The 24,262-nt window shown below is 47.0% G+C and carries 20 protein-coding genes; 13 read left to right on the forward strand and 7 right to left on the reverse strand.

The genetic code is table 11. From position 1 onward, the window contains the following. The first annotated feature begins 54 nt into the window (after nt 1–54). The gene (gene pssA, locus LSG37_RS10455) at nt 55–1,398 is read left to right on the forward strand and encodes a CDP-diacylglycerol--serine O-phosphatidyltransferase (protein WP_233079817.1); all 1,344 of its coding nucleotides are present in this window, start codon (nt 55–57) and stop codon (nt 1,396–1,398) included. Nucleotides 1,399–1,426: 28 nt separating this feature from the next. On the opposite strand, the gene yjgA is transcribed toward pssA, so the two are convergent. Continuing rightward, complete coding sequence (yjgA, locus tag LSG37_RS10460) at nt 1,427–1,954, reverse strand: ribosome biogenesis factor YjgA (protein ID WP_233009283.1); 528 nt, start codon at nt 1,952–1,954, stop codon at nt 1,427–1,429. Between the two features lie 277 nt (nt 1,955–2,231). Here yjgA and LSG37_RS10465 point away from each other — a divergent pair, with 277 nt between their 5' ends. Further along, a complete protein-coding gene (locus tag LSG37_RS10465; RefSeq protein ID WP_233079840.1) occupies nt 2,232–3,293 on the forward strand; it encodes a glycoside hydrolase family 18 protein in 1,062 nt (353 codons plus the stop codon). A gap of 111 nt (nt 3,294–3,404) precedes the next feature. Beyond that, a complete protein-coding gene (pmbA, locus tag LSG37_RS10470) occupies nt 3,405–4,751 on the forward strand; it encodes a metalloprotease PmbA (protein WP_233079818.1) in 1,347 nt (448 codons plus the stop codon). A 56-nt stretch (nt 4,752–4,807) separates the two neighbouring features. Here pmbA and LSG37_RS10475 read toward each other — a convergent pair whose 3' ends face one another. Together LSG37_RS10475 and LSG37_RS10480 are read right to left on the reverse strand one after the other, a co-directional pair. Next, nucleotides 4,808–6,991 carry a M3 family metallopeptidase gene (locus LSG37_RS10475; RefSeq protein ID WP_233079819.1) on the reverse strand — a complete coding sequence of 728 codons (2,184 nt, stop codon included), beginning with the start codon at nt 6,989–6,991 and terminating at the stop codon, nt 4,808–4,810. A gap of 275 nt (nt 6,992–7,266) precedes the next feature. Further along, complete coding sequence (locus tag LSG37_RS10480) at nt 7,267–8,091, reverse strand: alpha/beta fold hydrolase (protein WP_233079820.1); 825 nt, start codon at nt 8,089–8,091, stop codon at nt 7,267–7,269. A 311-nt stretch (nt 8,092–8,402) separates the two neighbouring features. On the opposite strand from LSG37_RS10480, the gene rnk reads away from it, so the two are divergent. From rnk to LSG37_RS10515, 6 genes are all read left to right on the forward strand, one after another. Continuing rightward, on the forward strand, nt 8,403–9,248 hold the full coding sequence (gene rnk, locus LSG37_RS21400; protein ID WP_366515558.1) for a nucleoside diphosphate kinase regulator: 846 nt from the start codon (nt 8,403–8,405) through the stop codon (nt 9,246–9,248). Between the two features lie 111 nt (nt 9,249–9,359). Then, a complete protein-coding gene (locus tag LSG37_RS10495; protein ID WP_233079821.1) occupies nt 9,360–10,388 on the forward strand; it encodes an FAD:protein FMN transferase in 1,029 nt (342 codons plus the stop codon). Nucleotides 10,389–10,415: 27 nt separating this feature from the next. After that, complete coding sequence (locus LSG37_RS10500) at nt 10,416–10,817, forward strand: hypothetical protein (protein WP_233079822.1); 402 nt, start codon at nt 10,416–10,418, stop codon at nt 10,815–10,817. A gap of 59 nt (nt 10,818–10,876) precedes the next feature. Then, nucleotides 10,877–12,190: a TolC family protein gene (locus LSG37_RS10505; RefSeq protein WP_233079823.1), complete on the forward strand. Its 1,314-nt coding sequence runs from the start codon at nt 10,877–10,879 to the stop codon at nt 12,188–12,190. Next, nucleotides 12,187–13,434, forward strand: a complete 1,248-nt coding sequence (locus LSG37_RS10510; protein ID WP_233079824.1) for an efflux RND transporter periplasmic adaptor subunit — start codon at nt 12,187–12,189, stop codon at nt 13,432–13,434. Before LSG37_RS10505 ends, LSG37_RS10510 begins: the two co-directional genes overlap by 4 nt. A 6-nt stretch (nt 13,435–13,440) precedes the next feature. Continuing rightward, nucleotides 13,441–16,563: an efflux RND transporter permease subunit gene (locus LSG37_RS10515; protein ID WP_436286417.1), complete on the forward strand. Its 3,123-nt coding sequence runs from the start codon at nt 13,441–13,443 to the stop codon at nt 16,561–16,563. A gap of 75 nt (nt 16,564–16,638) precedes the next feature. Here LSG37_RS10515 and LSG37_RS10520 read toward each other — a convergent pair whose 3' ends face one another. Beyond that, complete coding sequence (locus tag LSG37_RS10520) at nt 16,639–17,706, reverse strand: pectate lyase (protein ID WP_233079825.1); 1,068 nt, start codon at nt 17,704–17,706, stop codon at nt 16,639–16,641. 270 nt (nt 17,707–17,976) lie between these two features. Between LSG37_RS10520 and LSG37_RS10525 the strand changes: the two genes are divergently transcribed. Then, entirely contained in the window at nt 17,977–19,329 is a 1,353-nt protein-coding gene (locus tag LSG37_RS10525; protein ID WP_233079826.1) for a GGDEF domain-containing protein, read from the forward strand. A 54-nt stretch (nt 19,330–19,383) separates the two neighbouring features. On the opposite strand, the gene LSG37_RS10530 is transcribed toward LSG37_RS10525, so the two are convergent. Further along, the gene (locus LSG37_RS10530; protein ID WP_233079827.1) at nt 19,384–20,265 is read right to left on the reverse strand and encodes an SMP-30/gluconolactonase/LRE family protein; all 882 of its coding nucleotides are present in this window, start codon (nt 20,263–20,265) and stop codon (nt 19,384–19,386) included. Nucleotides 20,266–20,511: 246 nt separating this feature from the next. Between LSG37_RS10530 and LSG37_RS10535 the strand changes: the two genes are divergently transcribed. Beyond that, nucleotides 20,512–22,035: a S41 family peptidase gene (locus LSG37_RS10535; protein ID WP_233079828.1), complete on the forward strand. Its 1,524-nt coding sequence runs from the start codon at nt 20,512–20,514 to the stop codon at nt 22,033–22,035. A gap of 417 nt (nt 22,036–22,452) precedes the next feature. On the opposite strand, the gene LSG37_RS10540 is transcribed toward LSG37_RS10535, so the two are convergent. After that, nucleotides 22,453–22,674 (reverse strand): DUF3800 domain-containing protein, encoded by a 222-nt coding sequence (locus tag LSG37_RS10540; RefSeq protein WP_233079829.1) that lies wholly within the window; start codon nt 22,672–22,674, stop codon nt 22,453–22,455. Nucleotides 22,675–22,875: 201 nt separating this feature from the next. After that, nucleotides 22,876–23,361, reverse strand: coding sequence for an arsinothricin resistance N-acetyltransferase ArsN1 family B (locus LSG37_RS10545; RefSeq protein ID WP_233079830.1), 486 nt, complete (start codon nt 23,359–23,361; stop codon nt 22,876–22,878). A gap of 194 nt (nt 23,362–23,555) precedes the next feature. On the opposite strand from LSG37_RS10545, the gene LSG37_RS10550 reads away from it, so the two are divergent. After that, nucleotides 23,556–24,038 (forward strand): hypothetical protein, encoded by a 483-nt coding sequence (locus tag LSG37_RS10550; protein ID WP_233079831.1) that lies wholly within the window; start codon nt 23,556–23,558, stop codon nt 24,036–24,038. Continuing rightward, nucleotides 24,038–24,247, forward strand: coding sequence for a helix-turn-helix transcriptional regulator (locus LSG37_RS10555; RefSeq protein ID WP_233079832.1), 210 nt, complete (start codon nt 24,038–24,040; stop codon nt 24,245–24,247). The genes LSG37_RS10550 and LSG37_RS10555 overlap by 1 nt, the downstream gene beginning before the upstream one ends. Nucleotides 24,248–24,262 lie beyond the last annotated feature (15 nt).

Consider the following 24,262-nt stretch of genomic DNA (forward strand, 5'->3'; position numbering starts at 1 on the left):
ACAGTTAACCCTGTGATCTGACCCCACTTTAACCGACTGAGAATTTCGCCTGTTATGTTACAAACGTTGTTAAACAGACGTCGTCTGGCCAAATTGCCAAAAACAGATCTGGTGGCAGAAACCGTTTCTGTGTTGTGGTCGGCCGCTGAATACAAAAGCACTGTGCTGGATCTGATCCAGCGCGCGCAACATCGTATTGTGATCACAGCTTTGTATCTGCAGGCTGATGAAGCAGGTGAACAAATTCTGCGGGCTTTATTTGCCGCGAAACAGCAAAAACCTGATTTGCAGGTGACTGTCTATGTTGATTTTCATCGTGCCCGTCGTGGTCTGATTGGTCAGGAAGGCGCTCGCACCAACAACGATTTTTACCGTGAAATTGCCAAAGACTACGACCTGCCTATTCAAATTATCGGCGTGCCGGTAAAAAAGCGTGAGCTGTTTGGTGTCTTGCACTTAAAAGGTTTTGTGTTTGATCAAACCCTGCTCTACAGCGGCGCTTCACTGAATAATGTCTATCTGGCGGAACAAAACCGTTACCGTGCCGACCGTTATTTGGTGCTGCAAAATCAGGTGATGACAGATGCCATAGTGCAGGCCCATCAGCAGTTATTTGGTGATGAAGAGCAAACACCAGAGCTGTTGGATGACGAAGACTATGTCAGTCAGGCGGTGAAACGTCAGTCACGTTTATGGTTAAAACACGCCAAAGCCACCCGTTATCAGTATGCAGATAAAAACGACTCTGCTTTAAGAGCGTCATTGCTGATAGGCTTGGGCCGTCGTAATAACGAGCTCAACAGTACAGTGCTGGCGTTGCTTTCTGTGGCACAGCAGGATGTATTGATTTACACCCCTTATTTTAACCCGCCAGTGGCTTTAGCCAGAGCGCTGCGTAAGTGTTTAAAACGTGGCGTCACGGTGACTGTGGTAGTAGGGGATAAAACTGCCAATGACTTTTATATTCCACCAGGCCAGCGCTTTAGCAAAATTGGTGGTTTGCCTTATTTCTACGAAACTATTTTGCGTAAGTTTGTACGGGCGAATCAGAAGTTTATCGACGCTGGTTTGCTGCATGTCAAACTATGGAAACACGAAGATAACAGCTATCACCTCAAAGGCTTAAGTGTCGATGGCGTCAAGCATCTGTTTACCGGTCACAATCTGAACCCACGGGCTTTTGCTTTGGATTTTGAAAACGGCATTTATGTCGAAGACGATCTGCAGCAATTGAAGCTTTTACTGGAGCAGGAAAAACAGGTGATCACAGCCCATAGTAGTGAAATTGTGCATTATTCAGAAATTGAGACGGTGCGGGATTATCCGGAAGTGGTGCAAAAGCTGTTAAGTCAGTTGCGTCGTATAGGTGCGGATTTAGTGGTGAAACGCCTGATATAAAAATGGGGTCAAATCTGACCCCCATTTTTTAGTCTTCTAAAATAGCTGGTTTAATCAGCTGGAACAGTTCACGGAAAGCCTTAGGTGGCAGATCCTTTTCTTGTTCTCTTTTTGCATTACGAATCAGTGCCCGTAACTGCTGTACGTCCACATCAGGGAAAGCAGCAACAAATTCAGTTAATGCATCTGGGTTGGCAATCAGTTTATCGCGCCAGGTTTCCACTAAGTGAAACTTACGGGTCGCCGCCTGATTGGTGTTCCTCAGCACAGCTAAAGCACGTTCAATTGGCTCCAGATCACGGGTACGCATTAAACGACCAATAAACTGGATATGGCGGCGCAGCGCTTCATGTTTTTTCGACAGCTTATCAGCCAAAGCCAAAGCGTCTTTTAATTCATCATCTAAATCTAACTTAGCACGTGCGGCAGGGCTTAAAGCCACCAGGTCTTCACCCAGTTTCTGCAGCGCAGTCATCTCTTTTTTGACTTGGGTTTTACTTTTACCATGCTCAACATCCCAGTCGTCGCCATGGGTAAAGTCGGTCATATCGGCCATACGATTCTCTTACCATCTTGTTTAATGTGGCAAGTATACCCGATCTGCCGCCTAATAGCAGCGCTCGCTAATGATGCTTGCGACGGCAGGATGCACGATAGACTTGCCTCCGTTGGGCAAAAAGAACTAAGGTCGGTCATTGCTTTGTCAAAATGAACAGCCCGAGGCCAATTTGTTTAAACTATTTACACTATTTTGCAGCATCAGCCTGTTAAGCACCGCAGCTTTTGCTGCGCAGTTCACCGTAAATGATCATGATAAGTTTGTTATAGGCTATGTGTTTCCATCCGACAACAGGTTGGACCCCGATAGCATTGCTGCAGAAAAAATGACGCATATCAATTATGCATTTTCCACTATCGAACACGGTAAACTCGTGGAAGGTTTCGCTTTTGACCGCGACAATTATATGGCTCTACAACGCCTGAAAAAGCGTAATCCGCAGCTTAAAATTCTTACCTCAGTTGGCGGCTGGACCTGGTCTGGCGCTTTTTCTGAAATGGTACTGACGCAAAGCAGCAGGCAAGTTTTTATCGAAAGCGCTGTCGCCTTTGTGACACGGCATCAATTAGACGGTATTGATATCGATTGGGAATACCCCGGATTAGCTGGGGCTGGTAACCCACACCGCGCAGAGGACGGTAGAAATTTCACCTTACTGCTCAAGGATCTTAGACAGGCGCTTACTCAATTATCTACTCAACTGCAACGGCCGATACTGTTAACAATTGCCAGTGGAGGTTTTCCTGCCTACATAGCAAAAAGTGATATAGCAAACTGGCACCCTTATCTGGATTTTATCAATATCATGGCATACGACTTTAACTTTCCGGCTGATGGTGCCATCACCGGCCACCATGCTGCTTTGTACAGCAACCCACAGGACCGCAGCGGTTTATCGGCTGATGCGGCTGTACAAGACCATGTAGCTGCTGGAGTACCCGCCAGCAAATTGGTTATAGGAGTTGCCTTTTATGGCCGCAGTTGGTTCAACGTAACGACTAAAGAGCGGGGGCTTTATCAGCAGGGTTATACAGGTGAAACCGACTTAGGCGGCAGTTATCACGATTTAGTCACTAAGCTGATTGATAAGCAAGGGTTTGAGCGACATTGGGACCCTATCGCCAAAGCCCCTTGGTTATGGCATGCCAAACGTCAGATTTTCATTAGTTATGATGACCCTGAATCCATCAGTGCCAAAAGCCAGTATGTAAAACAACAAGGTCTGCGCGGTATTATGTTTTGGCAATACAACTCTGATCATAAGAATGAGTTATTGGATAGCATCAATCAGAGTTTGGCAGCACCAGTGCCCACGCCCGCTACTGCGGACCATTGAGCTAAACAAAGCGCTTTTGCTTGCCTTGTGGCAACTCCAATTCGTTGAGAACTATGATAAGCTGGCGCCAAATCTTGGCAGTCAAAACAGAGCATTCTGACAGGTACACAGATGAGTCAAACCGAAGTTACAATCTGGCAAGAAATCGCCGAAGTAAAAGATGCGGTCAGCCAGGTGCTGGCGCATGCAAAACAATTAGGTGCCAGCAGCGCCGAAGCCTCAATGAACCGCACCCGTGGTTTAAGTGTCGAAACCCGCCATGGTGAAGTGGAAACTGTCGAGTTTAATCAGGACGGTGGTTTAGGCATCAGCATTTATGTCGGTCAGCGTAAAGGATCTGCTTCTACAGCTGATTTAAGCCCGGCCGCTTTAAAGCGCACAGTCGAAGCTGCTATTGATATAGCCCGTTATACCTCTGAAGACCCGCATGCGGGTTTAGCTGATGCGGCCTGGCTGGAATTATCGCCGCCGGATCTGGATTTGTTCCACCCAGCTTCGGTGTCTACCGAACAAGCTATTGAATGGTGTAAAGCCTCTGAAGAAGCAGCTTTTGCTTATGATGCCCGTATCACTAACTCTGAAGGCGCATCGTTTTCCTCACATCAGGGCTTAAAAGTCTATGGCAACAGCCATGGTCAACTGGTCGGTTACCCAAGCAGCCGTCACAGCCTCAGCTGTGTAGTCATTGGTGAAGACGGCGAGGATATGCAGCGCGACTACAGCTACACAGTAGCCCGTGAATTAGGTGCTTTATTGGACCCGGCTCAGATTGGCCGCGAAGCTGCACTGGAAACAGTGCAACGATTAAATGGCCGTAAACTCGGCACGCAAAAAGTGCCGGTGATTTTCCGTGCTGATATTGCCAGTAGTATATTTGGTCATTTGGTGTCTGCGATCAGTGGTGGCAGTATTTACCGTAAATCCAGTTTCCTGCTGGATAAAGTAGGTCAACCTGTGATGTCCGACAAAGTGACTATTATTGAGCGCCCGCATTTAAAACAAGCGTTAGCCTCCAGTCCTTTTGATGGCGAAGGTGTGAAAACCCGCGATTTAACAGTACTGGATAAAGGTGTATTAAATACCTACCTGACCACTAGCTATTCAGGCCGCAAGTTAGGGTTGCCAAGTACAGGTCATGCCGGTGGTATTCATAACTGGTTAGTGCAACATGGTGATGCTGATTTAGCTCAGCTGTGCCGCGATATGGGCACTGGTTTGTTGGTGACAGAGCTGATGGGGCAGGGCGTCAATACAGTCACAGGTGACTACTCACGTGGTGCTGCTGGTTTCTGGGTTGAAAACGGCCAAATTCAGTTCCCGGTTTCTGAAATCACCATAGCTGGTACTTTGCAGCAAATGTTTATGGATATTCAGGCCATAGGCAAAGACGTGGACCCTCGTGGTGGCGTGCTGACAGGTTCTGTATTGATAGGCCAGATGCAAATCGCAGGTCATTAAAAATAAAAAGGGGTGGCTCACATTGTTCACAATGTGAGCCACCCCTTTTTTAGTTGTTAGTTAATACCGGTTTTTAAACCACGGCGGATTAACAGTGCATCTGTAGTTGGTTCCTGACCACGGAAGGCTTTGTAGGCTTCCATTGGGTCTTTACTGTTACCAATAGACAGAATGTTTTTACGGAAGTTAATACCGTTTTCCAGCTTCAGACCACCCTGGTTTTGCACATGGGCATAAGCGTCAGCCGCCAGAATTTCACTCCACATATAAGCGTAGTAACTGGCAGAGTAACCGCCTGAGAACACGTGAGCGAAGAAGGTTGATTTGTAACGTGGCGGCACAGCCGTCAGATCCACACCGTGTTTTTTCAGTGCTTCAGCTTCAAACTTCTTTACATCCTGCAACGGCGCGTCGGCTGGCAGAGAATGCCATTCCATATCTAACAGCGCAGCAGACATATACTCCAGAGTGTCAAAACCCTGGTTGAAGCTGCGTGACTTCATGATTTTTGCCAACAGTTCAGCCGGAATAGCTTCGCCTGTTTTGTAGTGTTTGGCGTAGTTGCCAATCACATCAGGGTGAGCAGCCCAATCTTCCTGGAAGGTAGATGGGAATTCAACGAAGTCACGTGATACTGAAGTACCTGACAAGGATGGGTAAGTTACGTCAGAGAATAAACCATGCACAGCGTGACCAAATTCGTGGAACATAGTGGTCACATTGTCATAGCTCACCAGTGTAGGTTCGCCAGCTGGGCCTTTAGGAATGTTCATCACGTTTACGACAACAGGCTTCTGATTTAACAGCTCACTTTGTCTGACAAAAGAACTCATCCAGGCACCACCACGTTTGCCGTCACGGGCGAAGTAGTCTGCATAAAACAGCGCAATGCTGCTGCCGTCAGCGTCAAAGACTTCATAAGCTTTTACATCCGGGTGATACACAGGTAAGTCCGGACGTTCTTTCATCGTAATACCAAACAGCTTGTTCATGGTGTAGAACATACCGTCTGTTAATACACGTTCAAATTCAAAGTACTCACGCACTTGAGCTTCGTCTAAATCGTATTTGGCTTTACGTACTTTCTCAGCGTAGAACTCCCAGTCCCATGGCTGCAATTCAAAATCACCGCCAGTTTCTTTGATCATTGCCTGAATAGCTTCAGCTTCTTTGTTGGTGTTTTCGACCACTGCCGGCACCATAGAGGCGAACATATCCATCACTGCTTTTGGTGTTTTAGCCATAGTAGGTTCTAACTGGTACGTAGCCCAGTTGTCATAACCCAACAAACCAGCACGTTCAGCACGTAACTGCGCCAGACGTGCAACTATAGGCTGGTTGTCTGTTTCGCCTGAAGTACCGCGGTTCGCTGATGCTTCCCATACTTTTTTACGTATTTCACGGTTTTCCAGTGAAGCCAATGCAGGCTGACGGGTGGTGTTGGTAATTTCAATCAGGAATTTACCTTCTTTGCCTTTGGCTTTTGCACCTTCGGCTGCAGCAGTAATTTCTGCTTCAGATAAACCTGCTAATTCTTCTTTGGTGTCGACATAAACAGCGATCTGATCTTTCATTGCCATCAGGTTTTGCTGATATTTGTTGGTCAGAGTGGACTGTTCTTCGTTTAACGCACGGATCTTCGTTTTTTGTTCTTCCGTTAAGTTAGCGCCGGCACGAACAAAACGCTCGTAATAATCTTCCACTAAACGAGTGGCTTCACCGTCTAAACCTAAGGTGGCGCGAGTGTCGTATAAAGCTTTGATACGGGCAAACAATTCCGGGTTCAGGTTGATGTTATCTGAATGCGCAGCAAATTTAGGTGCCATTTCAGCCTGAATTTTCTGAATGGTTGGGTTGCTGATAGTGCCCGTCATGTTATAGAAAGTCGTAGAAGCACGGCCTAACAGCTCTCCGCTTTTTTCCATAGCGACAATGGTATTGTCAAACGTGGCTGCTTCGGTATTACCTGCAATAGCCAGGATCTCAGCTATATGCTGTTTGATACCTTCTTCCATGGCTGGTTGGTAATGTTCAACTTTAATTTTATCGAATTCTGGGGCTTCGTATTGCAGAGTACTTTTTACGAATAATGGATTGCTCACAGCTCCTTGCTCCGCTGCTGGTGCTGCAGTTTGTGTTTGCTCAACTGCTGCAGTGGTTTTAGCTTCTTCGGCTGGCTTGGAGCAGGCGCTTAAAGCGACGGCTGCGCCAATAGCGCTGGCTATTAAGGTCTTACGCATGGATCTTTCCCTCTGGGTATTTTGGTTGCTTTTTTGTTATGGATTTACACTAAAAATCATCAACTTTTAACTGGTCGAGTATGCCAAAAGCAGGGCTGAAAGAACAGGTTTTGCAGTAAATGGCCTGTTTAGTGGGATGAGTGGCATTCAGAGGAATGTTTTGTTTCTGAGTCAGATATTTATGCTCTGGCGCAAACATAAAAATAATCACTCTGGCAGTGTGCTGGAGCTGCCGCCAGAGTGCTCTTTGTTTACTGTGATGCTGCTTGCTTACATCAGACCGCTTTTAAAAACCGGATTAAATCCCGGCTTAAGCGGTCTTTTTCTGTGGCAAATAAGCCATGAGGTGCGCCATCGTATTCAATCAGTTCAGCGTCCGGAATAAAGTTATGGATTAAGCGTGACGAACTTTGAATGGGTACTGTGGCATCTTCAGTGCCATGGATCACTAGCACAGGTACCTGTATGGCTGCTAAATCTGCCCTGAAGTCAGTGGACGAAAAAGAGTTCAGGCACTGCAAGGCGGAACGTAAACTGCCTTGCATAGCTATGCCTTGCATCCAGTCTAAATAGGCGGAGCTAACCGGGTTGGATAAGATGCTGACGCCAAAAAACTTTTGAAAAAACGCAGTGTAAAAGTGCGGCCTGTCGGTTTTTAATGCCAAAGCGGTTTGTTCAAAGGTGGCTGCATCCGTGCCACTTGGATTGTCCGGTGTCAGTAAGCGAAAAGGTAAGACGGAGGAAATCAGCGCAATTTTAGTGACTCTCTTGCCTTCAAACCGTGACATATAACGCGCTACTTCGCCACCGCCCATCGAAAAACCAACCAGTACCACATCGTTGACTGCGGTGTGATTGATCAGTGCAGCTAAATCGTCGGCCAGCGTATTGTAATCGTAACCATGCCAGGGTTGGGAAGAACGGCCAAAACCTCGTCTGTCGTAAGCAATGACTCTGTGGCCGGCATTGACCAGCGCTATGGCCTGGTCTTCCCAGCTGTCGGAAGATAAAGGCCAGCCATGGATCAAAATCACAGTGCTGCCACTGCCCCAGTCTTTGTAATAAAGCCGCGTATTGTCTTTGGTGGTGAAATAGCTCATGTCGTACTCCGTGTATTGGGCTGATTTATGAGCATGGACTGATTTTAACCACAGATCTGTGGGCTAAGGCACACAGTGCCAAAGCAGGACTGGGCTTTGAGTTTTGCTACCAAATGGGATATGGTGTCCGCCATTGAATTCTCTTTTCCATTTCAACAAGACGGAGGTTATTTTGTTCAAAACAGCAATAAAGTCGCCGTCTTATCACGCTGCTTTTTTTACCGTCTTCCATTCCTGAGCCGGCTCCGTGTGACGGGGTCGGCTGTTCGTTACGCTCTCTGATTTTGACTATTTAAATTCCGGAGTCTGGAATGACTATCTTTATTAAAAAAACATCGGCTAAAACCGATGTTTCGGCGCTATTTTTTATGGCCAGTTCGGCTATCCGCCCTTTACCACCCTGGCAACTACAGCACGTGCTGCAACAACTTGGCTCTGTTGCTAACCATAAACGTAAACCACTGAGCGAAACTGGCGTAGTGCCAGGCTGTTCGGTGCGGTTACTGGATTTGTCTGATCAGACGGAATCCTGGATCACCCTGGTTTACCCGCAGCAAGCAAAACCAGAACAAGGTTTTATTTCGGTGTTATCCCCATTAGGTGCAGCTTTATTGGGGAAAAATGTGGGGCAAGTGGCTGAAGTTCAGCTGTTTCGTCGTACTTTACGTTTTATGTTGTGTGATCTGATGTCGGTCAAGCAACCCCCAGCTTTTACTTTTACCCCTAGCGTACAGGAGAATATGATGAGTCAGGCTTTACCAGAAATACTGTTGTCCAGCTTGGATCTGGACCGTTTAGATCAGCTGTTAAGCCGATTGCCAGCTACAGATCCAGCCCGTTTACTACTGGAACAAGAACTGGAACGAGGTGCTGTGGTTGAACCCGAAGAAATGCCAAAGGATGTGGTCACTATGAACTCTACAGTTCGGGTTCGTTTAATGAAAACAGGCGAAGAACCTTGCCTGACACTGGTGTATCCAAAAGATCTGGATGCGACAGGTGATAAAGTATCAGTACTGGCTCCTGTAGGTTCAGCTTTGCTTGGGTTACGTGAAGGCGATGAAATTCACTGGCCTATGCCTGATGGCGACATTCAACCGATACAAGTACTGCAATTGGTTTACCAGCCAGAAAGGGCAGGACAGTTGCACAGATAAATTAGTGCTGTCGTATGGCGATGGTTAAACCATTACATCAGATAAGCGCAGAGCTTTGGCCAGGCGCTCTGTGGGATAATAACCACAGAGCTGTTCTGAAGGAAAACTGATTTGAATACCGCATCTTTTTTGGGTCTGAAACAACATTTTTTCGCTTGTGTTGTTTTAGTGACCTTAGCCGCCTGCGCGAAACCTGACAACGAAAAAGTGTTGCTGGAAGGCAAAACCATGGGCACGACCTACCATGTCACCTATATCAGCCAGCCCGGTATGCCAGATCAGCAGCAGGTGCAGGCCCAGATTGACCTCGCATTAAAAGAGGTGAATCAGGTAGCCTCTACGTATATCAAAGACTCAGAGTTGTCCTTATTTAACAGCAGTGATTCGACAGAACCGCGTGAAGCTTCAGAAATGCTGCGGCTGTTATTTGCAGAAGGGATCCGGCTGGCGCAGCTGACCGATGGTTATCTGGATATTACCGTAGGTCCTTTAGTAAACCTCTGGGGTTTTGGCCCCACACACAGACCAGAAAAAGTACCGGACGATGCCGCTATAGCTTTGGCCAGAACACAAATCGGTGCACAACATCTGCAACTGGAAGGCAGCAGTGTCTATAAAACTAAGCCACAGCTTTATGTCGACTTATCCACTATTGCCAAAGGTTACGGTGTCGATTTGGTGGCAGAAGTGTTGGAGCAACAAGGCATCAGCAACTTTCTGGCTGAAATTGGCGGTGAAATTCGTGTCAAAGGCAGCTCTCTGGAAAACAAAGACTGGACTGTAGGACTGGAAAAACCTGTGGCTGAAGGGCGTGTGTTGCAGCGCCTGATCCGGCCTAAAGACAATGCTGTGGCTACCTCAGGTGATTACCGTATTTTCTTTGAAGAAAACAACCAGCGTTATTCGCACTTAATAGATCCTAAAACCGGCAAGCCAGTAACCCACATGATGTTATCCTCTACAGTGATCCATCCGTCCTGCATGACAGCGGATGGCTTATCAACAGCTTTTATGGTGATGGGGCCAGAAAAAGCCATGGAGCTTGCGGAACAACACCAAATTGCAGCTTTGTTTATTGTTAAAAACCAACAAGGTGAATTTGTAGAACTCTACTCAAAGGCCTTTGAACCATATCTATAAACTTGAGTTGGTGAAGAACTATAGGTTATGCTGCGAACAGTTCTTATCGAGGGCTTTATGCCAAAACCTATGCTCCGCTTGCTTGTACTGATGCTGATTATGCTGAATCACGCCGTTTCGGCCTGTGAAAGCATTGTTATGCATTTGCCGGAGGAGGATCATCCGTTTTCTTTATTCGATAATTCCAGTCACAGTGAACATCAGCATTGCGCTACGCAAGAAGTTGCCCAACAAAGCGCAGAAGATGCTGCAGGACACGCAGCAGAACATAAGGATAACCATCATCCCACTCATGCTCATGTTGCCTGCTATATAGCCGAACTTTTTTCAGTATCTGCAGACCCTGTGGTGCACAAAGCATCAGGCTTAGCTCAATATGCGATGATCACCACCAGCTATACCCCTTTAGTGCCTCCACCCAATCTTTAAATCTCCTGGTTAAACATCCGTTTTTTACTTTTATTTAAATGATCTGGTGGAGCATAGTTATGACTATGAATTCCGGCCATGCGGCTACTATGCTGCTGGCCTTAATGTTGCTGTGGGTTATACCTGCCCAAGCGACAACACTTACTATTGAAGAAGCGTTAAAACGCACTTTAGTGCAAAGCCCTGGCTTGCAACTGTACCCTTATCAGCAGCGTATCCATGATGCCGCAGCTATCAGTGCCGGACAACGGCCTAACCCTGAACTGAACCTGGAGCTGGCCGATGTGCTTGGCACGGGCGACAGTACTGGCTTTAAAAATGCCGAACTGACCTTAAGCCTGAGTCAATTGATTGAACTGGGTGATAAACGCCAGAAGCGACTTGAGCTGACCCAATGGCAAAGCAAATTAACAGCGCAGCAATACCAACTGGATAAAGTTGATGTGCTGGCGGCTACGATGCGCTCTTTTCTGCAGCTATTGCATCAGCAGGCTTTACTGCAGTGGACAGAGCAAAAAATGGCGACTGAACAGCAAATGCTTGAAGTGGCTAAACAGCGCGCCAAGGCGGGCAATGTAACAGATGCTGATGTCACACGACTGGAACTGAAAGTGCTGCAAAGCCGGATGGAGCATAAAAGTCTGTTGGCTGAAAAGCGGGTTAACCTGCGTTTGTTAGCCAGTCACTGGGCAGAGCAGCCTGATTTTGAAACTGTATCAGGTGATTTAAGCCTGCTTCCCACTTTGCCTGTTTTAGCTGATGTACTGACGCAATTACAGCAAGCGCCGCAGTTGCAGTGGTGGCTGACGCAAAACAGAGTGCTGGATAGCCAGTTGCAGTTAGCCAAAGCTTTAGGTCAGGCTGATTTAACCTTGGGGGCTGGTATTCGCCGCAATGAACAAAGCAACGATAATGCCTTTGTGCTGCAGGTCAGTATGCCGTTTACTCTGGAGAATCCTAACCAGGGCGACATTGTTGCTACTCAAGCTTCAACAGAACAAGCACAGCTGCAGCAGCAACAAACTATGCAGCAACTGCAATTGCAAACAGAGCGCACTTATCTGCAACTGACTCAGCTAAGCGAGCAAATCCTTGATTACCAAAAAGCTGTGATCCCGCTGGCGCAACAGCTACTGCAGCAGATGTCGGCCGGTTATCAGCAAGGCGTGTTTGATATGACCGACTTACTCTCAGCGCAGCAGGAAATTTTGTCGGCCAAACTCACTGTGATTGACCTGCAATATGCTTTGCATCTGCAACTTTTAGAGCTGGAACGTCTGACCGGTTTACCTATGGTGGTGAAAGGTCCACAAGCCTTAACCCAAGAGCGCAACAGCTTCGGTCTCCCTTTACAGCAGGAGCTTTCTCAATGAATTTTTTCCGCTTTTTAACCATTTTATTGCTAAGTGTTTCCTTAAGTTTTACTACTTTGGTTGCTGCTCATGGTGATGACCCTAGTGCAGATCACGAAGACGGACATTCTGAAACCGAAGCCGCCAAAGGTCCACAGGGTGGACATTTACTGGCCCAGGATGACTTCGCTATAGAAGTGACCATTTATGAAACTGAAGTTGAGCCCGAGCTGCGTTTATATCTTTATCAAAACGGCAAAGCCATAAAAGCTACAGAGCTAAAACTAGAGGTCACTTTACAGCGGCTGGGTGAAGCTGCAGAAGTGATCAACTTTAGCCCTGAGCTGGATTATTGGCTTGGCGATACAGTCATTCGTGAGCCTCATTCCTTTGAAGTGGAGATAAAGGCCAGTTATCAGGGCAAAAACTATCAATGGCATTATGACTCCTTTGAAGGCCGTATTCAGATGTCGGAGCGTTCTATTCAAAAAGCCGGCATAGAGCTGGAGAAAACAAAAGCAGGCCAAATCCGTACTCAGCTGCACTTATTTGGAGTTGTGGCAGCTATACCAGAGCAGCAGGTGCAGCTTGGTGCCGCTTATGCTGGCGTGGTGCAGCAAGTGGTAGTTAACGTCGGCGATAAAGTGACTAAAGGCCAGTTAGTGGCGACAGTGCAAAACCCGGCCAGCTTAAAAAGTTACTCTGTTTATGCGCCTATTTCAGGTGAAGTGACGGCCAAATACGTTAGCGTTGGCAGCAAGGTATCTGAACAGCCGCTGTTGGAAATCAGTGATTTTTCTTCTGTTTATATCGAAATGTCCGCTTTTCCCTCTGATACAGAACAGCTCAAAGTCGGGGATGATTTTCTGGTAAAAGACTTACATGGTCATCAATCTGCACTAAGCCAAATCAGTTACATAGCACCACAAATGACAGGCGGCCATATTGCCCGCGCTCGCGGTGTAATAGCCAACCCTAACGGACACTGGCGGCCCGGTATGCATGTCAAAACGGACGTCACGGTCGCCACTATAGATGCGCCTTTAGTGATCAACAAAGCCGCTTTGCAGCAGTGGAATGGCAAAACCGTAATTTTTATCCGCCATGGCGATAACTTTGAAATTCGTATGCCGCAATTAGGCCGCGCCGACGATACACAAGTAGAAGTGTTATCCGGTGTGCCACTGGGTGTGCAATACGCCACAACTCATAGTTTTATCCTCAAAGCCGACCTGATGAAGTCTGGCGCCAGCCATGATCATTAGGAGCTTATGATGATAAATACTGTATTAAAAACAGCATTGGCAAGGCCAGTGCTGATCATGCTGCTGACGTTGTTATTGGCTGCGGCAGGACTTTGGCAAGCATCGCGTTTACCTGTCGATGCAGTACCAGATATCACCAATGTGCAGGTGCAAATTAATACGGCTGCAGAAGGTTTTTCACCACTGGAAACCGAGCAGCGTATTACTTACCCCATAGAAACAGCTATGGCAGGTTTGCCGCAGCTGGAATACACCCGTTCTTTATCGCGTTATGGTTTGTCGCAAGTCACAGTGGTATTTACCGAAGGCACTGATATTTATTGGGCCAGACAACAAGTGTCGGAGCGGCTGCAAAATGTCAGAAACGAACTGCCTGCCGATATAGATCCGGAAATGGGGCCCATAGTTTCAGGCCTTGGCGAAATCTTCTCTTACACAGTTAAAGTGGTACCTGATGCTAAAAAAGCCGATGGCTCTGCCTATAACCCGGAAGATTTACGCACTATTCAGGACTGGGTGATCCGGCCTCAGCTACTCAAAGTGCCGGGAGTCACCGAAATTAATACCATTGGCGGTTATGTCCGCGAATATCAGGTGGCGCCTGATCTGATCAAACTGCTGGCCTTTAAACTGACGCTGGATGATTTGGCGCAAGCTTTGGAGCAAAACAACAGCAATGTCGGCGCTGGTTATATAGAGCGTAATGGCGAGCAATGGTTGATCCGCTCACCAGGCCAGTTGAAGTCGTTAGAGGATATCGGTCAGTTGGTGATCGCCAAACGAGACGACGGCCCGGTGCGGGTGAAAGATGTCGCCGAGGTGGCGATTGGCAAACAACTCCGCACCGGCGCTGCCACTCAGGATGGTAACGAAGTAGTGCTTGGCACAGTGATGATGCTGATGGGGCAAAACAGCCGCACTGTCTCGCAGCAAGTGGCTAGTCGGCTTGAAGAGATCAACTTACGGTTGCCCGAAGGTGTTTTGGCTGAAGCCAATTACAACCGAACTACCTTAGTGGATAAAACCATCAAAACAGTAGAAACCAATCTGCTGGAAGGTGCTGTGCTGGTGGTGGTGATCCTGTTTTTGTTTTTAGGTAACGTCAGGGCGGCGTTATTAACAGCGCTTGTGATCCCACTGAGTATGCTGTTTGCCATCAGCGGCATGGCGGCCAATAAAATGAGTGGCAACCTGATGAGTTTAGGGGCTATCGATTTTGGCCTGATAGTCGACGGTTCTGTGATAGTGGTAGAAAACTGCTTACGCCAACTGGGTTTGGCTCAGCATCGACAGGGCAGGTTACTCAATTTAAAAGAGCGTTCTGCTGTGGTATTAGCCGCCACCAAAGAAGTGATGACGCCCGCTATGTTTGGGGTTTTTATTATTATGCTGGTGTACCTGCCTATTTTTGCTTTAAGTGGTGTCGAAGGCAAAATGTTCCAGCCTATGGCGTTTACTGTTATAGCGGCGTTATTGGGCGCTTTAATTCTGGCCATTACTTTTATTCCGGCCTCTATTGCCTTGTTTGTCAGTGGCAAAATTTCGGAAAAAGAAAATGCCTTAATGCTGGCACTTCGCAAGGCTTATCAACCTTTGCTGGTGCTGTCTATTAAAACGCCGCTGTTGGTATCTGTTGCCGCAGTGCTTCTGATGTCGGCAGCGCTTTGGCAAGCCAGTAAAATGGGCTCGGAGTTTTTGCCTCAACTGGATGAAGGCGATATAGCTATGCATGCCTTGCGTATTCCGGGCACCAGTTTAACCCAGTCGGTGTTGATGCAAATGCAGTTGGAGGCGGAAGTTGCCACTTTGCCTGAAGTAGACAGGGTGTTCTCAAAAATTGGCACGCCGGAAGTGGCCACAGATCCTATGCCACCTAATGTCGCCGATACTTTTATTATTCTAAAAAACCAGCAGGACTGGCCAAACCCTGATAAAAGCAAAGCCCAGTTTGAAGAGGAACTTAGGCAATTAGTAGAGCAAATTCCGGGTAATAAATACGAGTTTACCCAGCCGATAGAAATGCGTTTTAACGAACTGATTGCCGGAGTTCGTACCGACGTGGCGGTAAGGGTGTATGGTGATGATCTGGACGTGCTGACAGAAGTAGGTGAGCAGGTCGCTGCAGTGCTCTCTGCAGTGCAGGGCGCTGAAGATGCACGAATGGAACAGGCGGCCGGTTTGCCTTTGCTTTCAATAGAACCTCAGCGTGACCATTTAGCTTTGGTTGGTATGGATGTGGCGCAAATGCAGCAACTGATCCAAACCGCTATTGGTGGCCGTCAGGTCGGGCTGATGTATGAAGGTGACAAGCGCTTTAAGTTAGTGCTGCGTTTACCGGAAGAGTTGCGACAAGACCCTGCAGCTTTAGCCCGTATTCCGGTCACTTTGCCTGTCGATGACTCGCCTGAGTTGCGTTATGTGCCGCTGGGTGAAATTGCCACTATTAAAGAAATCACAGGCCCGAACCAAATTAACAGGGAAAGTGGTAAACGTAATGTGGTGGTGACAGCCAATGTGACAGGCCGGGATTTAGGCAGTTTTATTGCCGAAGTGCAGCAACGTATGAATGCCTTAGAGTTGCCAGATGGCTATTGGCTGGATTACGGCGGTACTTTTAAGCAACTTCAATCGGCGACAGAGCGTTTAAGCATAGTGGTGCCTTTAACGCTGCTGCTGATCATCGGCTTGTTGTATGGCGCTTTAAACTCAGTGCGGGATACTTTAGTGGTATTCAGCGGTGTACCGCTGGCACTAACGGGCGGAGTCTTTGCCTTATTGCTGCGTGATATGCCGCTGTCTATCTCTGCTGCTGTAGGTTTTATCGCCTTATCAGGTATAGCTGTGCTCAACGGCATAGTGCTGGTCAGTTTTATCCGCCAGTTGCGAGATCAGGGTATGGAGCTTTTGGCCGCGCTGGAACAGGGCGCTCTATCGAGGTTAAGACCAGTGCTGATGACTGCACTTGTAGCCAGCCTGGGTTTTGTCCCTATGGCCTTTAATACAGGCACTGGTGCCGAAATTCAGCGGCCTTTGGCCACTGTAGTGATAGGCGGCATTATCACCTCCACTTTACTGACCTTGCTGGTGTTGCCAGCTTTATACCGGCTGGTGAATTTCAGAAAGGTGTAGACAGAGCATAAACACTAAAGCAGGGACTTTTGAATTCGGTCCCTGCTTTTATTTTTTAGCTTAAGCTTCAATAAATTACAGCTTGGTTACGTCGGTTTTGCTGACATTACAGCTGGCGCTGTTCCAGTATTCTTTATCTTTTACCGATTTACCCTGGCCTTTTTTCACCCCGGTGTAGTGTTCACAAACAGGTGGTTTACCTGCTTTGTAATCTTTAATTTTCAGATTACGGATAGTAGCCACGTCTTTGTAGTTACTGTTGACACCAGCAATGCTGTCAATTTTTCCATTCACAGTCACACCTGAAATGGTCAGATAACGTGGGCCACCATTATCTGTGCAATCGCCACAAGAGCGCCATAATTTGCCGTTTTCGCCGGTCAGGGTGAAGTTACCTGTCAGTACAGTGGTGCTGTTTTTTGAGTTGTGCTGGAACACTTTGTCGGGTTTACCACCAGGGCCATTGGCACTGTTAAAAGCCATGCCGCCTTTTACCGTCATTGTTTTACCGTTGTTGGTGGCGGCATCTTCACAAATATCTTCCCAGACGACGTTTTCAATAGTGCAGTTGCCACTGCTGCAATGAATACCATCGGCACCACCACTGGCGGAAATACGCAGGTTTTTCACTGTCGCGTTTTTCAGTGTGATCACTGGCTTTTGGCCTTCATTATCATTGGCACAGCTGCTGCCTACAGTCACACCACCACAGTCAACTGTTTCGTTGGTAAAGGTCGCTCCTGCTTTGCAACGACTGGCATTGGCTATAGTGGCAAGGGGTTGATAGCTTAATTGAGGCACTGTGGCGGATAAGTTGGATAAATGTTCCAGCCCATCAGCGTCAATCACTTTTAACCAATACCAATAGTCCTGATGTGAGTCAAAGTTGTGGTCTTCAGCTACTTGTTGATAGGGGTCTAATACCGCAATACGTTCGGCCTGTTCAAACAGGCTGCTGGTACTGCGGTAAATTTCTTGTCGGGCTACAGCTGGAACTTCTGTTGACCAGCTAAGGTAGGTTTTGTCGGTTTTTTTGGTCAGCATTAGTGTGGTGTTGAGCTCAGTTTGCCCAACAACAGACAGTGACAAAGGCAATAACAGAGCGCAAGACAGTACTTTGATGGAACGATGTAGTAAGTTCATAGAACCTCCGGTTGTTGTATTCCGGTCACAGTACGGCATTAATTAACAATAAATAAACCTTTATTTAACCTAAATCCAAATGTTTCCAATAGTGAAATTTTTGGTGGAAGAGAATCGTTGTATTCAGACGTTAAGTCCTGCAACTGAGCGCACTTTATTATCTAAATCAGCAATTTATCGTTAAGATGCTTGAACGATAGCCAACAGCACTACGTCAACCGGCAGGCCGCTTTACAGTCGATCCAGCGATCTGATCAGACAGGACCTTTTATGCAGCAGTGGTTTAATGCCTCTTTACAGCGGAAAATCAGTGGTTTACTGGTTGTTCTGCTGTCCTTTTTATTTGTTGTTATTCTCTACTCCATTTTTAAACTTAAACTGATCAGCGCAGAAATGCATGAGGTGGCAGAAATTGATGTGCCCTTAACTGCAATGGTCAGCGAGCTGGAAATGATCCAGTTGAAGCAGCATTTATTCATTGATCAATTTCGTTTAAATGCTAAACAAGCCAGAGTTGAGTTGAAACCAGAACAAGTTTTTGCCGCGCAACGTGAGGCATTGAAGACTCTGCTGGATAAAACTGAGTTAGTGTTAAACAAAAGTTTGCAGCAACATCAGGTTCGTTTTGCCGCGGCTGAGCATCAGCAAATTCTGATCAGCATCCAACAGTTTCATCTGCAAAGTGACAGCTTTGAGCAACACCTTATGTCGGCCTTGCAACAAGGGCACACCACAGAGCAGCAGTGGCTAAAGTTTGAAGACGAAGCAGCTCTTCTGGACCAAAGCATTATGTCGATTTTGCGGCATATGGAAAAATTAACGCTCGAAGCCAGCCGTTATACCGACAAACATCAAAATGAATTTATGCTGGTGAACACAGGACTTGGCTTTTGCGCTTTTGTGATTGGCTTGTATCTGACTTTTTATATACTGCAAATTTTTCGTCGCCGTATTGGCCGTATTCAGGCCGAAATTAAAAATGTGCAACAGTCGATAGAGCTGGGTGAACCCATCAGTAGCCCGGTTTTTCATCAGCCTGACCATCAGGATGAACTGACAGAACTTGAACATGATTTGAAAGTGATGGTGCAACGTTTATCTGTGGAAATAAGCAATCGGCAGGAAATAGAGCAGCAACTGCTGGTGCTGGCGACACGGGATAAATTAACTGGTGCCTTTAACCGCCACAAATGGGATGAGCAACTGCGTATGGAACTGAGCCTTGCAGAGCGTGGCGGCCTGTTCAGTATTGCCCTGCTGGATGTGGACTTCTTTAAAAAGGTGAACGATCAGTTTGGTCATCACACAGGTGACAAGGTATTGCAGTCTTTAACAGAGCATATCAGCCGCCGCTTGCGTAAAACAGATTCATTGTTTCGCTTAGGTGGAGAAGAATTTGTCATTTTACTGCCGCAACAAAAAGCCGAAGCCGCATGCCAGCTGGCTGAAATGTTAAGACAACATATTGCCAGTCTTGACGAGCCAGGCTTGCCTCAATTCACCATCAGTTTTGGTGTAACAGAATACCAGCAGGGCGATGACAAAGATTCAGTGCTAAAAAGAGCCGATCAGGCCTTGTATCAGGCCAAAGCTTTGGGGCGAAACAAAGTACAGTTGGGCTAAAAGCCAGTGTCGGATAACAGGCACTGGCTTTTTAAAGGGCGCAGTTAAAACTCACTACAGTTTCAACTTATAAGCCTGTACTGAATTGCCAAAAAAAGTGGGGATAAACAAGGTTTTAGTTGCTGCGTCCCAGCCAATATCTGCGGTATTCAGTTTGGAGGTTCTGGTATCCAGCAACTCTTCAATCCGGCCGTCGGCATAGACGTAATACACCAGGCCTGCCCAGCAACTGACAATAAAATCGCCATTACCTACAGCTTCCACACCATCGGCTCTTTCGGCAAAACCAACAGCTACCTGTACAGGGGTTTTGTCCTTAGCTGTCAAATCAGTTCTCAGCAACTTATCACCAGCTGCAATATACAGCTGCTCAGCCACTACTTTTAAGCCATTCGCCGCTTCTATATTGTCCAGAAAAACGCTGATGTTGTTTTGTTCCAGCTTATAAACACGGTTCAGGCGGGTATCGGAAATATACACCATACCTTTGCTGTCTACTGTGACATCATTTAAAAATACTGCATCTGGTGCTTTGATTTTGTTCAGTATTTTGGCAGATGCTATATCTACCACCACCACCTCTGTTAAGTCGGCAATATAAAGTTTGCCCTGATACAAAGCCAAACCTTTAGGTGCATTCAGGCCACGCAACCAATCTTTGTCACGAATGCTGCCGTCGGTATTTAACAGAGCCACACCACCGACGCCATCGGCTTCGTTACCTTTGCCATCAATTTCCGAGACAAATAACAGGGTGTCGGTTTTGCCATTGTTTTGCTGCTGATGCCAAAGCACAGACTCAGGCACACGCAGGCCATCGGTTTGCCACAAAGCCTGTAAAGTTGGTGTGGTGGTGACCGCTTCTTCAGCGACCGCTATCGGACTGATCAGCATTGGCACTGTGAGGCTCAGTAAAAAAGGCAACAAAGTTTTCATCGGTAGGGTCCTGTATTCACAAATTCGGCTCTACCTTAACCAGAGCGTAGAAAAAAAGCGAATGTGCGATGGCGCAACAGAAGGAAAGTCCAGGCTAGTTTCAGATATGAAACTTTTGTCACAATCAGAAAATGCATGGCATTTCGTTTTCGCTAGCCTGTTATCCACTACTGCGTCACAGTTCAATCTTGAGTTGTTCCTGTTCTTCAGTTAATCTTTTTTCTTTATTTAACAATAAGGTAACTTATGAGACGCGCTATTAAAACTCTGGTGTCCAGGCTGACAGCTGTGGCTTTGCTCTGTGCTTTGCCTTCTGTTCTGCTCGCCAGCGAACAACAAGCTCCGGTGTTGCCCACTACAGCGCAGGGTTGGGCTGAGCTTGCCCGTCAGGATATTGAAGCGGCGTATCAAATCACGGCAGAAAATCATCCGGGCATGGCGGACCAGCAAAACCCTGGTTTTCAACAACAGTTATTACAAGCCAAAACCAATGCGCTTTTATTGGTCACACAAGTGACTGATGCCTATGGCTATGAAGCTGTGATTGAACGTTTCAGCACCAGTTTGCAAGACGGTCATGCCGGAGCCTATGCTCAATTACCCGATTCGGTACCCGCCATCAGACGCTGGCCTGGTTTTAATACAGTCTGGCGCGGCGATGCGTTATGGGTGTATTACAGTGAGCAAGCTGGTGTGGTTGCTGGCATGCAACTGCTGTCTTGTGACGGTAAAGCGGTGGAAAGCCTGATCAAAGACAGAGTGTTTGCCTTTGCAGGGCAAGCTGATCAGCCAGGGCACTGGTGGTCCTATGGCAGCAGGCTGATGCTGGATGATGGTAATCCATTTAACCCGCCATTGAAGCAATGTCAGTTGGTAAAACCCGGTGCTGAAGCTGTCACTGTCACACTAAACTGGCAGCCCCGGCCTGAGTCAGCTATGCAGCACGTCAAGGCTGCTTATAATGGCGATAAATTACCTGTTGGATTGAGTTGGCAGCAGAAGGATATAGCCTGGATTGCCATGCCTACTTTTAGCCCAGAAGCTGATGAGATCAAGCTGTATGAAAGCTTGTTTAGTAGCCTTGAGCAGCAGCGAGCAAAGCTGTTGCAGGCTAAAGCCATAGTGCTTGATTTGCGCCACAATCAGGGTGGTTCCTCGTACTGGAGTGTTCAGGTTGCCAGTGCTTTATGGGGAAAAAAGCGGGTTGAATCTCTGCGTAATGCCTTGTTTAGCAACACCGAAGTCTGGTGGTTTGCATCCCCAGGTAATACAGCCTACGTAAAATCTTTATACGATGTACTTAAAACTCAGGGTCAAACCGATATGTTGCCCTGGATCCAGGCTGTAGGGGCGGGCATGCAAAAGTCGCTGGACTCGGGCAACGCTTTTTATGTTGAAGGGGATGACTCTGAAGCTGATGCAACATCAGTCCAGCCAGAGACCACTCAGGAGCTGCCACCTCTGCAGACACCTGTCTATGTCATTATGCCAGGTCAATGTGCCAGTGCTTGTCTGGATGCAGTAGATGTATTTACCTTGTTTGAAAATACTAAACTGGCAGGTGCCACCAGTAGCGCCGATTCCACTTATATGGATGTAAGGTTCCAGATACTGCCATCTGGTTTAGGTCAGGTGATTATCCCCAACAAAGTTTATGTCAACAGACCCAGAGTCAATGGCCAGTATTACACTCCAGCCTTAGCCCATAACGAGCTGGATTGGTCGACACAAGCGCTGTTGGAGAAAGTGTTGTCGGATCTTAAAGACTGATATTTTTGTCAACTGAGCAACAATCTGAAGCAAACAGGCTGGTTACTCATGATGTTAGGTCCGTTTAGCTTTCGAGCTGTTGCTTATCCTGCATCCATCAGGTAGTTGCTTAATTATGCTGTTAACAGTTGAAATGAAATAGTGCGGTCACTATACTCAGTACCAAGTGGATTGGGGGTGCCCGGTCGGCGTTGTAGCCTCGGTGAGTTTCATCGGGGCTTTTCGCTTTCTTGCTCGGGATAAATTCTCATACCTATACCCTCAAAATTCTGACCCAGTCTTCTCCTGCCTCCGTCACAGTAGAATTTTTTCATTAATACTTCAAAAGCTCGGTTTTCCTGTTGTGGCCTTACTGTTTTCAGACCTATAGGTCGAGCGACCAGATCGGCTAATTGTAAACCCGACGACATGGCTTTTTTATCTGCAAAGTCTTTTGTGAAAAATGCTAAAAGCTAATACGAAGACAGGGTAGTTTTCATCAATACTTTGCAAGCTGTGATCGCCACTTTCATCCACATAGACGATGTATTTGCTAAAGAGCGAATCAGGTTTTTCGGAGTTGTCAGACTGTGCTGCCTCCGGAGAATACTCTTCGGTTTCAAACAGCGGGAGTTGCCTGTCTGCATCTTTTGTTTTCATGCTTGTAACCCTGCATTGTTCCCAGCCCTTGATTATGCGGTGTTATTTTGATTTGAGTCTGGCTGGGCAGAGTGCTATTTCAGTGATGAGTTTCGAATGTTGAGCATAGTTGAAGAAAATAAAGGAGCAGGGTTATTTCATCTTTCCTAATGTTCAGAATAAAACTGTGCAGTCAAAAGACCGCCTCTTGCTACAAAAAAGTTAAAGCAACTTTTGCCAGTAGCCCACATCCTGCCACTGCTCAAACTTAAAGCCGACTTGTTGAAAGTGGCCGCATTTCTCAAAGCCAAACTTCTCATGCAGCGCTACGCTTTTTTCATTAGGTAAAGTGATGCCACCTATCACCAGGTGCAAACCCAGAGCTTTTAATTCAGCCAGGAGCTGCTGATACAACTGACTACCTATGCCTTTGGCTGTAACACCGTCTTTGACATACACAGTGCTTTCCACCGAAAAGCGATAGGCCGAGCGCACCCGCCATTTGGTGGCATAAGCATAACCCAGCAGTTCGCCGTTTTGCTCCAGCACCAACCAGGGCAAACCATCGTTTTGCACCAACACAATGCGCTCCGCCATCTGTTCAGTAGTCACAGCCTGCTCTTCAAAAGTGACGCTGGTGTTCAGTACATAGTGGTTATAAATAGCTGCAATAGCTGTTGCATCTACTGTAGTTGCCTGGCGGATCATGTTTTCTCTCTTAGGGGCGAAGAAAGCATACAGCATGCCAGCTTTGGCATTGCCGGGGCAAGCGACTCATCTACAGGCCCACAAAATAGCAGTTCAAAATAAACCCAAAAAATTGTAACCTAGGGGTTGCAATTTGATACCTCTAGGTTCCATAATGAAACCTAAAGGTATCAGAAAAAATAAAGGAGCAAGTTATGACCCAATGGAAACCTGAGCAACAAATCACAGCATTAAAGTATGGAGCCTATACCACGCTGGCTTGTTGCCTGATGTTTATCAGTGGTTTAGTTCGAGAGATTCTGGCCGTACTGCCGGGTCAAAGCAATACAGTACCTAACGTGCTGACGGTACTTAGTGCTATCGCTCTTATTGTGGTGGTGGTGCGTTGGACCACGGAAGGGCATGGTAGCGGCGGCTGGCGTGAAATTTTTGGCCTGTACAGTGAAGAATTTGCCCGCGACCTGAATCGCAAAGCCAGTACTTATGCCTGTTTAGCTATGCTGGTGCTGTTACTGCTGGCTTGTACTGTTGGCGACCCTGTGTTGTTTAATCAGTTGGGGGCAGGCATGCAAGTGCTTTTTAGTCTGAGTAACTTTAGCAAAGTTGTCTTATTAGTGGCAGGCTTAGTCTGGGGAACAACAGTACTGCTCAACCTGCGTGAAGAGGCCGAGGATTAATGGACGAATTAAGTAACAGCATCGCGCTGTTAAGAGCAGGACGGCAGATCTCACAAACAGAGCTGGCAGAAGCCATAGGGGTGTCGCGTAAAACCATCAGCACTGTAGAAACTGGTCGTTTTACCCCTTCAGTGGTGATAGCACTAAAGCTGGCGCAGTTTTTTGCAGTACCGGTCGAGCAAATATTTAGCTTGAAGGCCAGCGAATAAGCCAAAGCTTAAAAT

The organism is Rheinheimera soli, assembly GCF_021290985.1.
Taxonomy (GTDB): Bacteria; Pseudomonadota; Gammaproteobacteria; order Enterobacterales; family Alteromonadaceae; genus Pararheinheimera; species Pararheinheimera soli.

What these genes read in the sequence shown, in the direction of transcription:
- pmbA (WP_233079818.1), top strand. Translation starts at nt 3,405, where the DNA reads ATGAGTCAAACCGAAGTTACAATCTGGCAAGAAATCGCCGAAGTAAAA.
- LSG37_RS10555 (WP_233079832.1), top strand. Translation starts at nt 24,038, where the DNA reads ATGGACGAATTAAGTAACAGCATCGCGCTGTTAAGAGCAGGACGGCAG.
- LSG37_RS10520 (WP_233079825.1), bottom strand. Translation starts at nt 17,706, where the DNA reads ATGAACTTACTACATCGTTCCATCAAAGTACTGTCTTGCGCTCTGTTA.
- LSG37_RS10525 (WP_233079826.1), top strand. Translation starts at nt 17,977, where the DNA reads ATGCAGCAGTGGTTTAATGCCTCTTTACAGCGGAAAATCAGTGGTTTA.
- LSG37_RS10515 (WP_436286417.1), top strand. Translation starts at nt 13,441, where the DNA reads ATGATGATAAATACTGTATTAAAAACAGCATTGGCAAGGCCAGTGCTG.
- LSG37_RS10500 (WP_233079822.1), top strand. Translation starts at nt 10,416, where the DNA reads ATGCTGCGAACAGTTCTTATCGAGGGCTTTATGCCAAAACCTATGCTC.
- LSG37_RS10510 (WP_233079824.1), top strand. Translation starts at nt 12,187, where the DNA reads ATGAATTTTTTCCGCTTTTTAACCATTTTATTGCTAAGTGTTTCCTTA.
- LSG37_RS10535 (WP_233079828.1), top strand. Translation starts at nt 20,512, where the DNA reads ATGAGACGCGCTATTAAAACTCTGGTGTCCAGGCTGACAGCTGTGGCT.
- LSG37_RS10475 (WP_233079819.1), bottom strand. Translation starts at nt 6,991, where the DNA reads ATGCGTAAGACCTTAATAGCCAGCGCTATTGGCGCAGCCGTCGCTTTA.
- yjgA (WP_233009283.1), bottom strand. Translation starts at nt 1,954, where the DNA reads ATGGCCGATATGACCGACTTTACCCATGGCGACGACTGGGATGTTGAG.
- rnk (WP_366515558.1), top strand. Translation starts at nt 8,403, where the DNA reads ATGACTATCTTTATTAAAAAAACATCGGCTAAAACCGATGTTTCGGCG.
- LSG37_RS10540 (WP_233079829.1), bottom strand. Translation starts at nt 22,674, where the DNA reads ATGAAAACAAAAGATGCAGACAGGCAACTCCCGCTGTTTGAAACCGAA.
- LSG37_RS10505 (WP_233079823.1), top strand. Translation starts at nt 10,877, where the DNA reads ATGACTATGAATTCCGGCCATGCGGCTACTATGCTGCTGGCCTTAATG.
- LSG37_RS10545 (WP_233079830.1), bottom strand. Translation starts at nt 23,361, where the DNA reads ATGATCCGCCAGGCAACTACAGTAGATGCAACAGCTATTGCAGCTATT.
- LSG37_RS10480 (WP_233079820.1), bottom strand. Translation starts at nt 8,091, where the DNA reads ATGAGCTATTTCACCACCAAAGACAATACGCGGCTTTATTACAAAGAC.
- pssA (WP_233079817.1), top strand. Translation starts at nt 55, where the DNA reads ATGTTACAAACGTTGTTAAACAGACGTCGTCTGGCCAAATTGCCAAAA.
- LSG37_RS10550 (WP_233079831.1), top strand. Translation starts at nt 23,556, where the DNA reads ATGACCCAATGGAAACCTGAGCAACAAATCACAGCATTAAAGTATGGA.
- LSG37_RS10530 (WP_233079827.1), bottom strand. Translation starts at nt 20,265, where the DNA reads ATGAAAACTTTGTTGCCTTTTTTACTGAGCCTCACAGTGCCAATGCTG.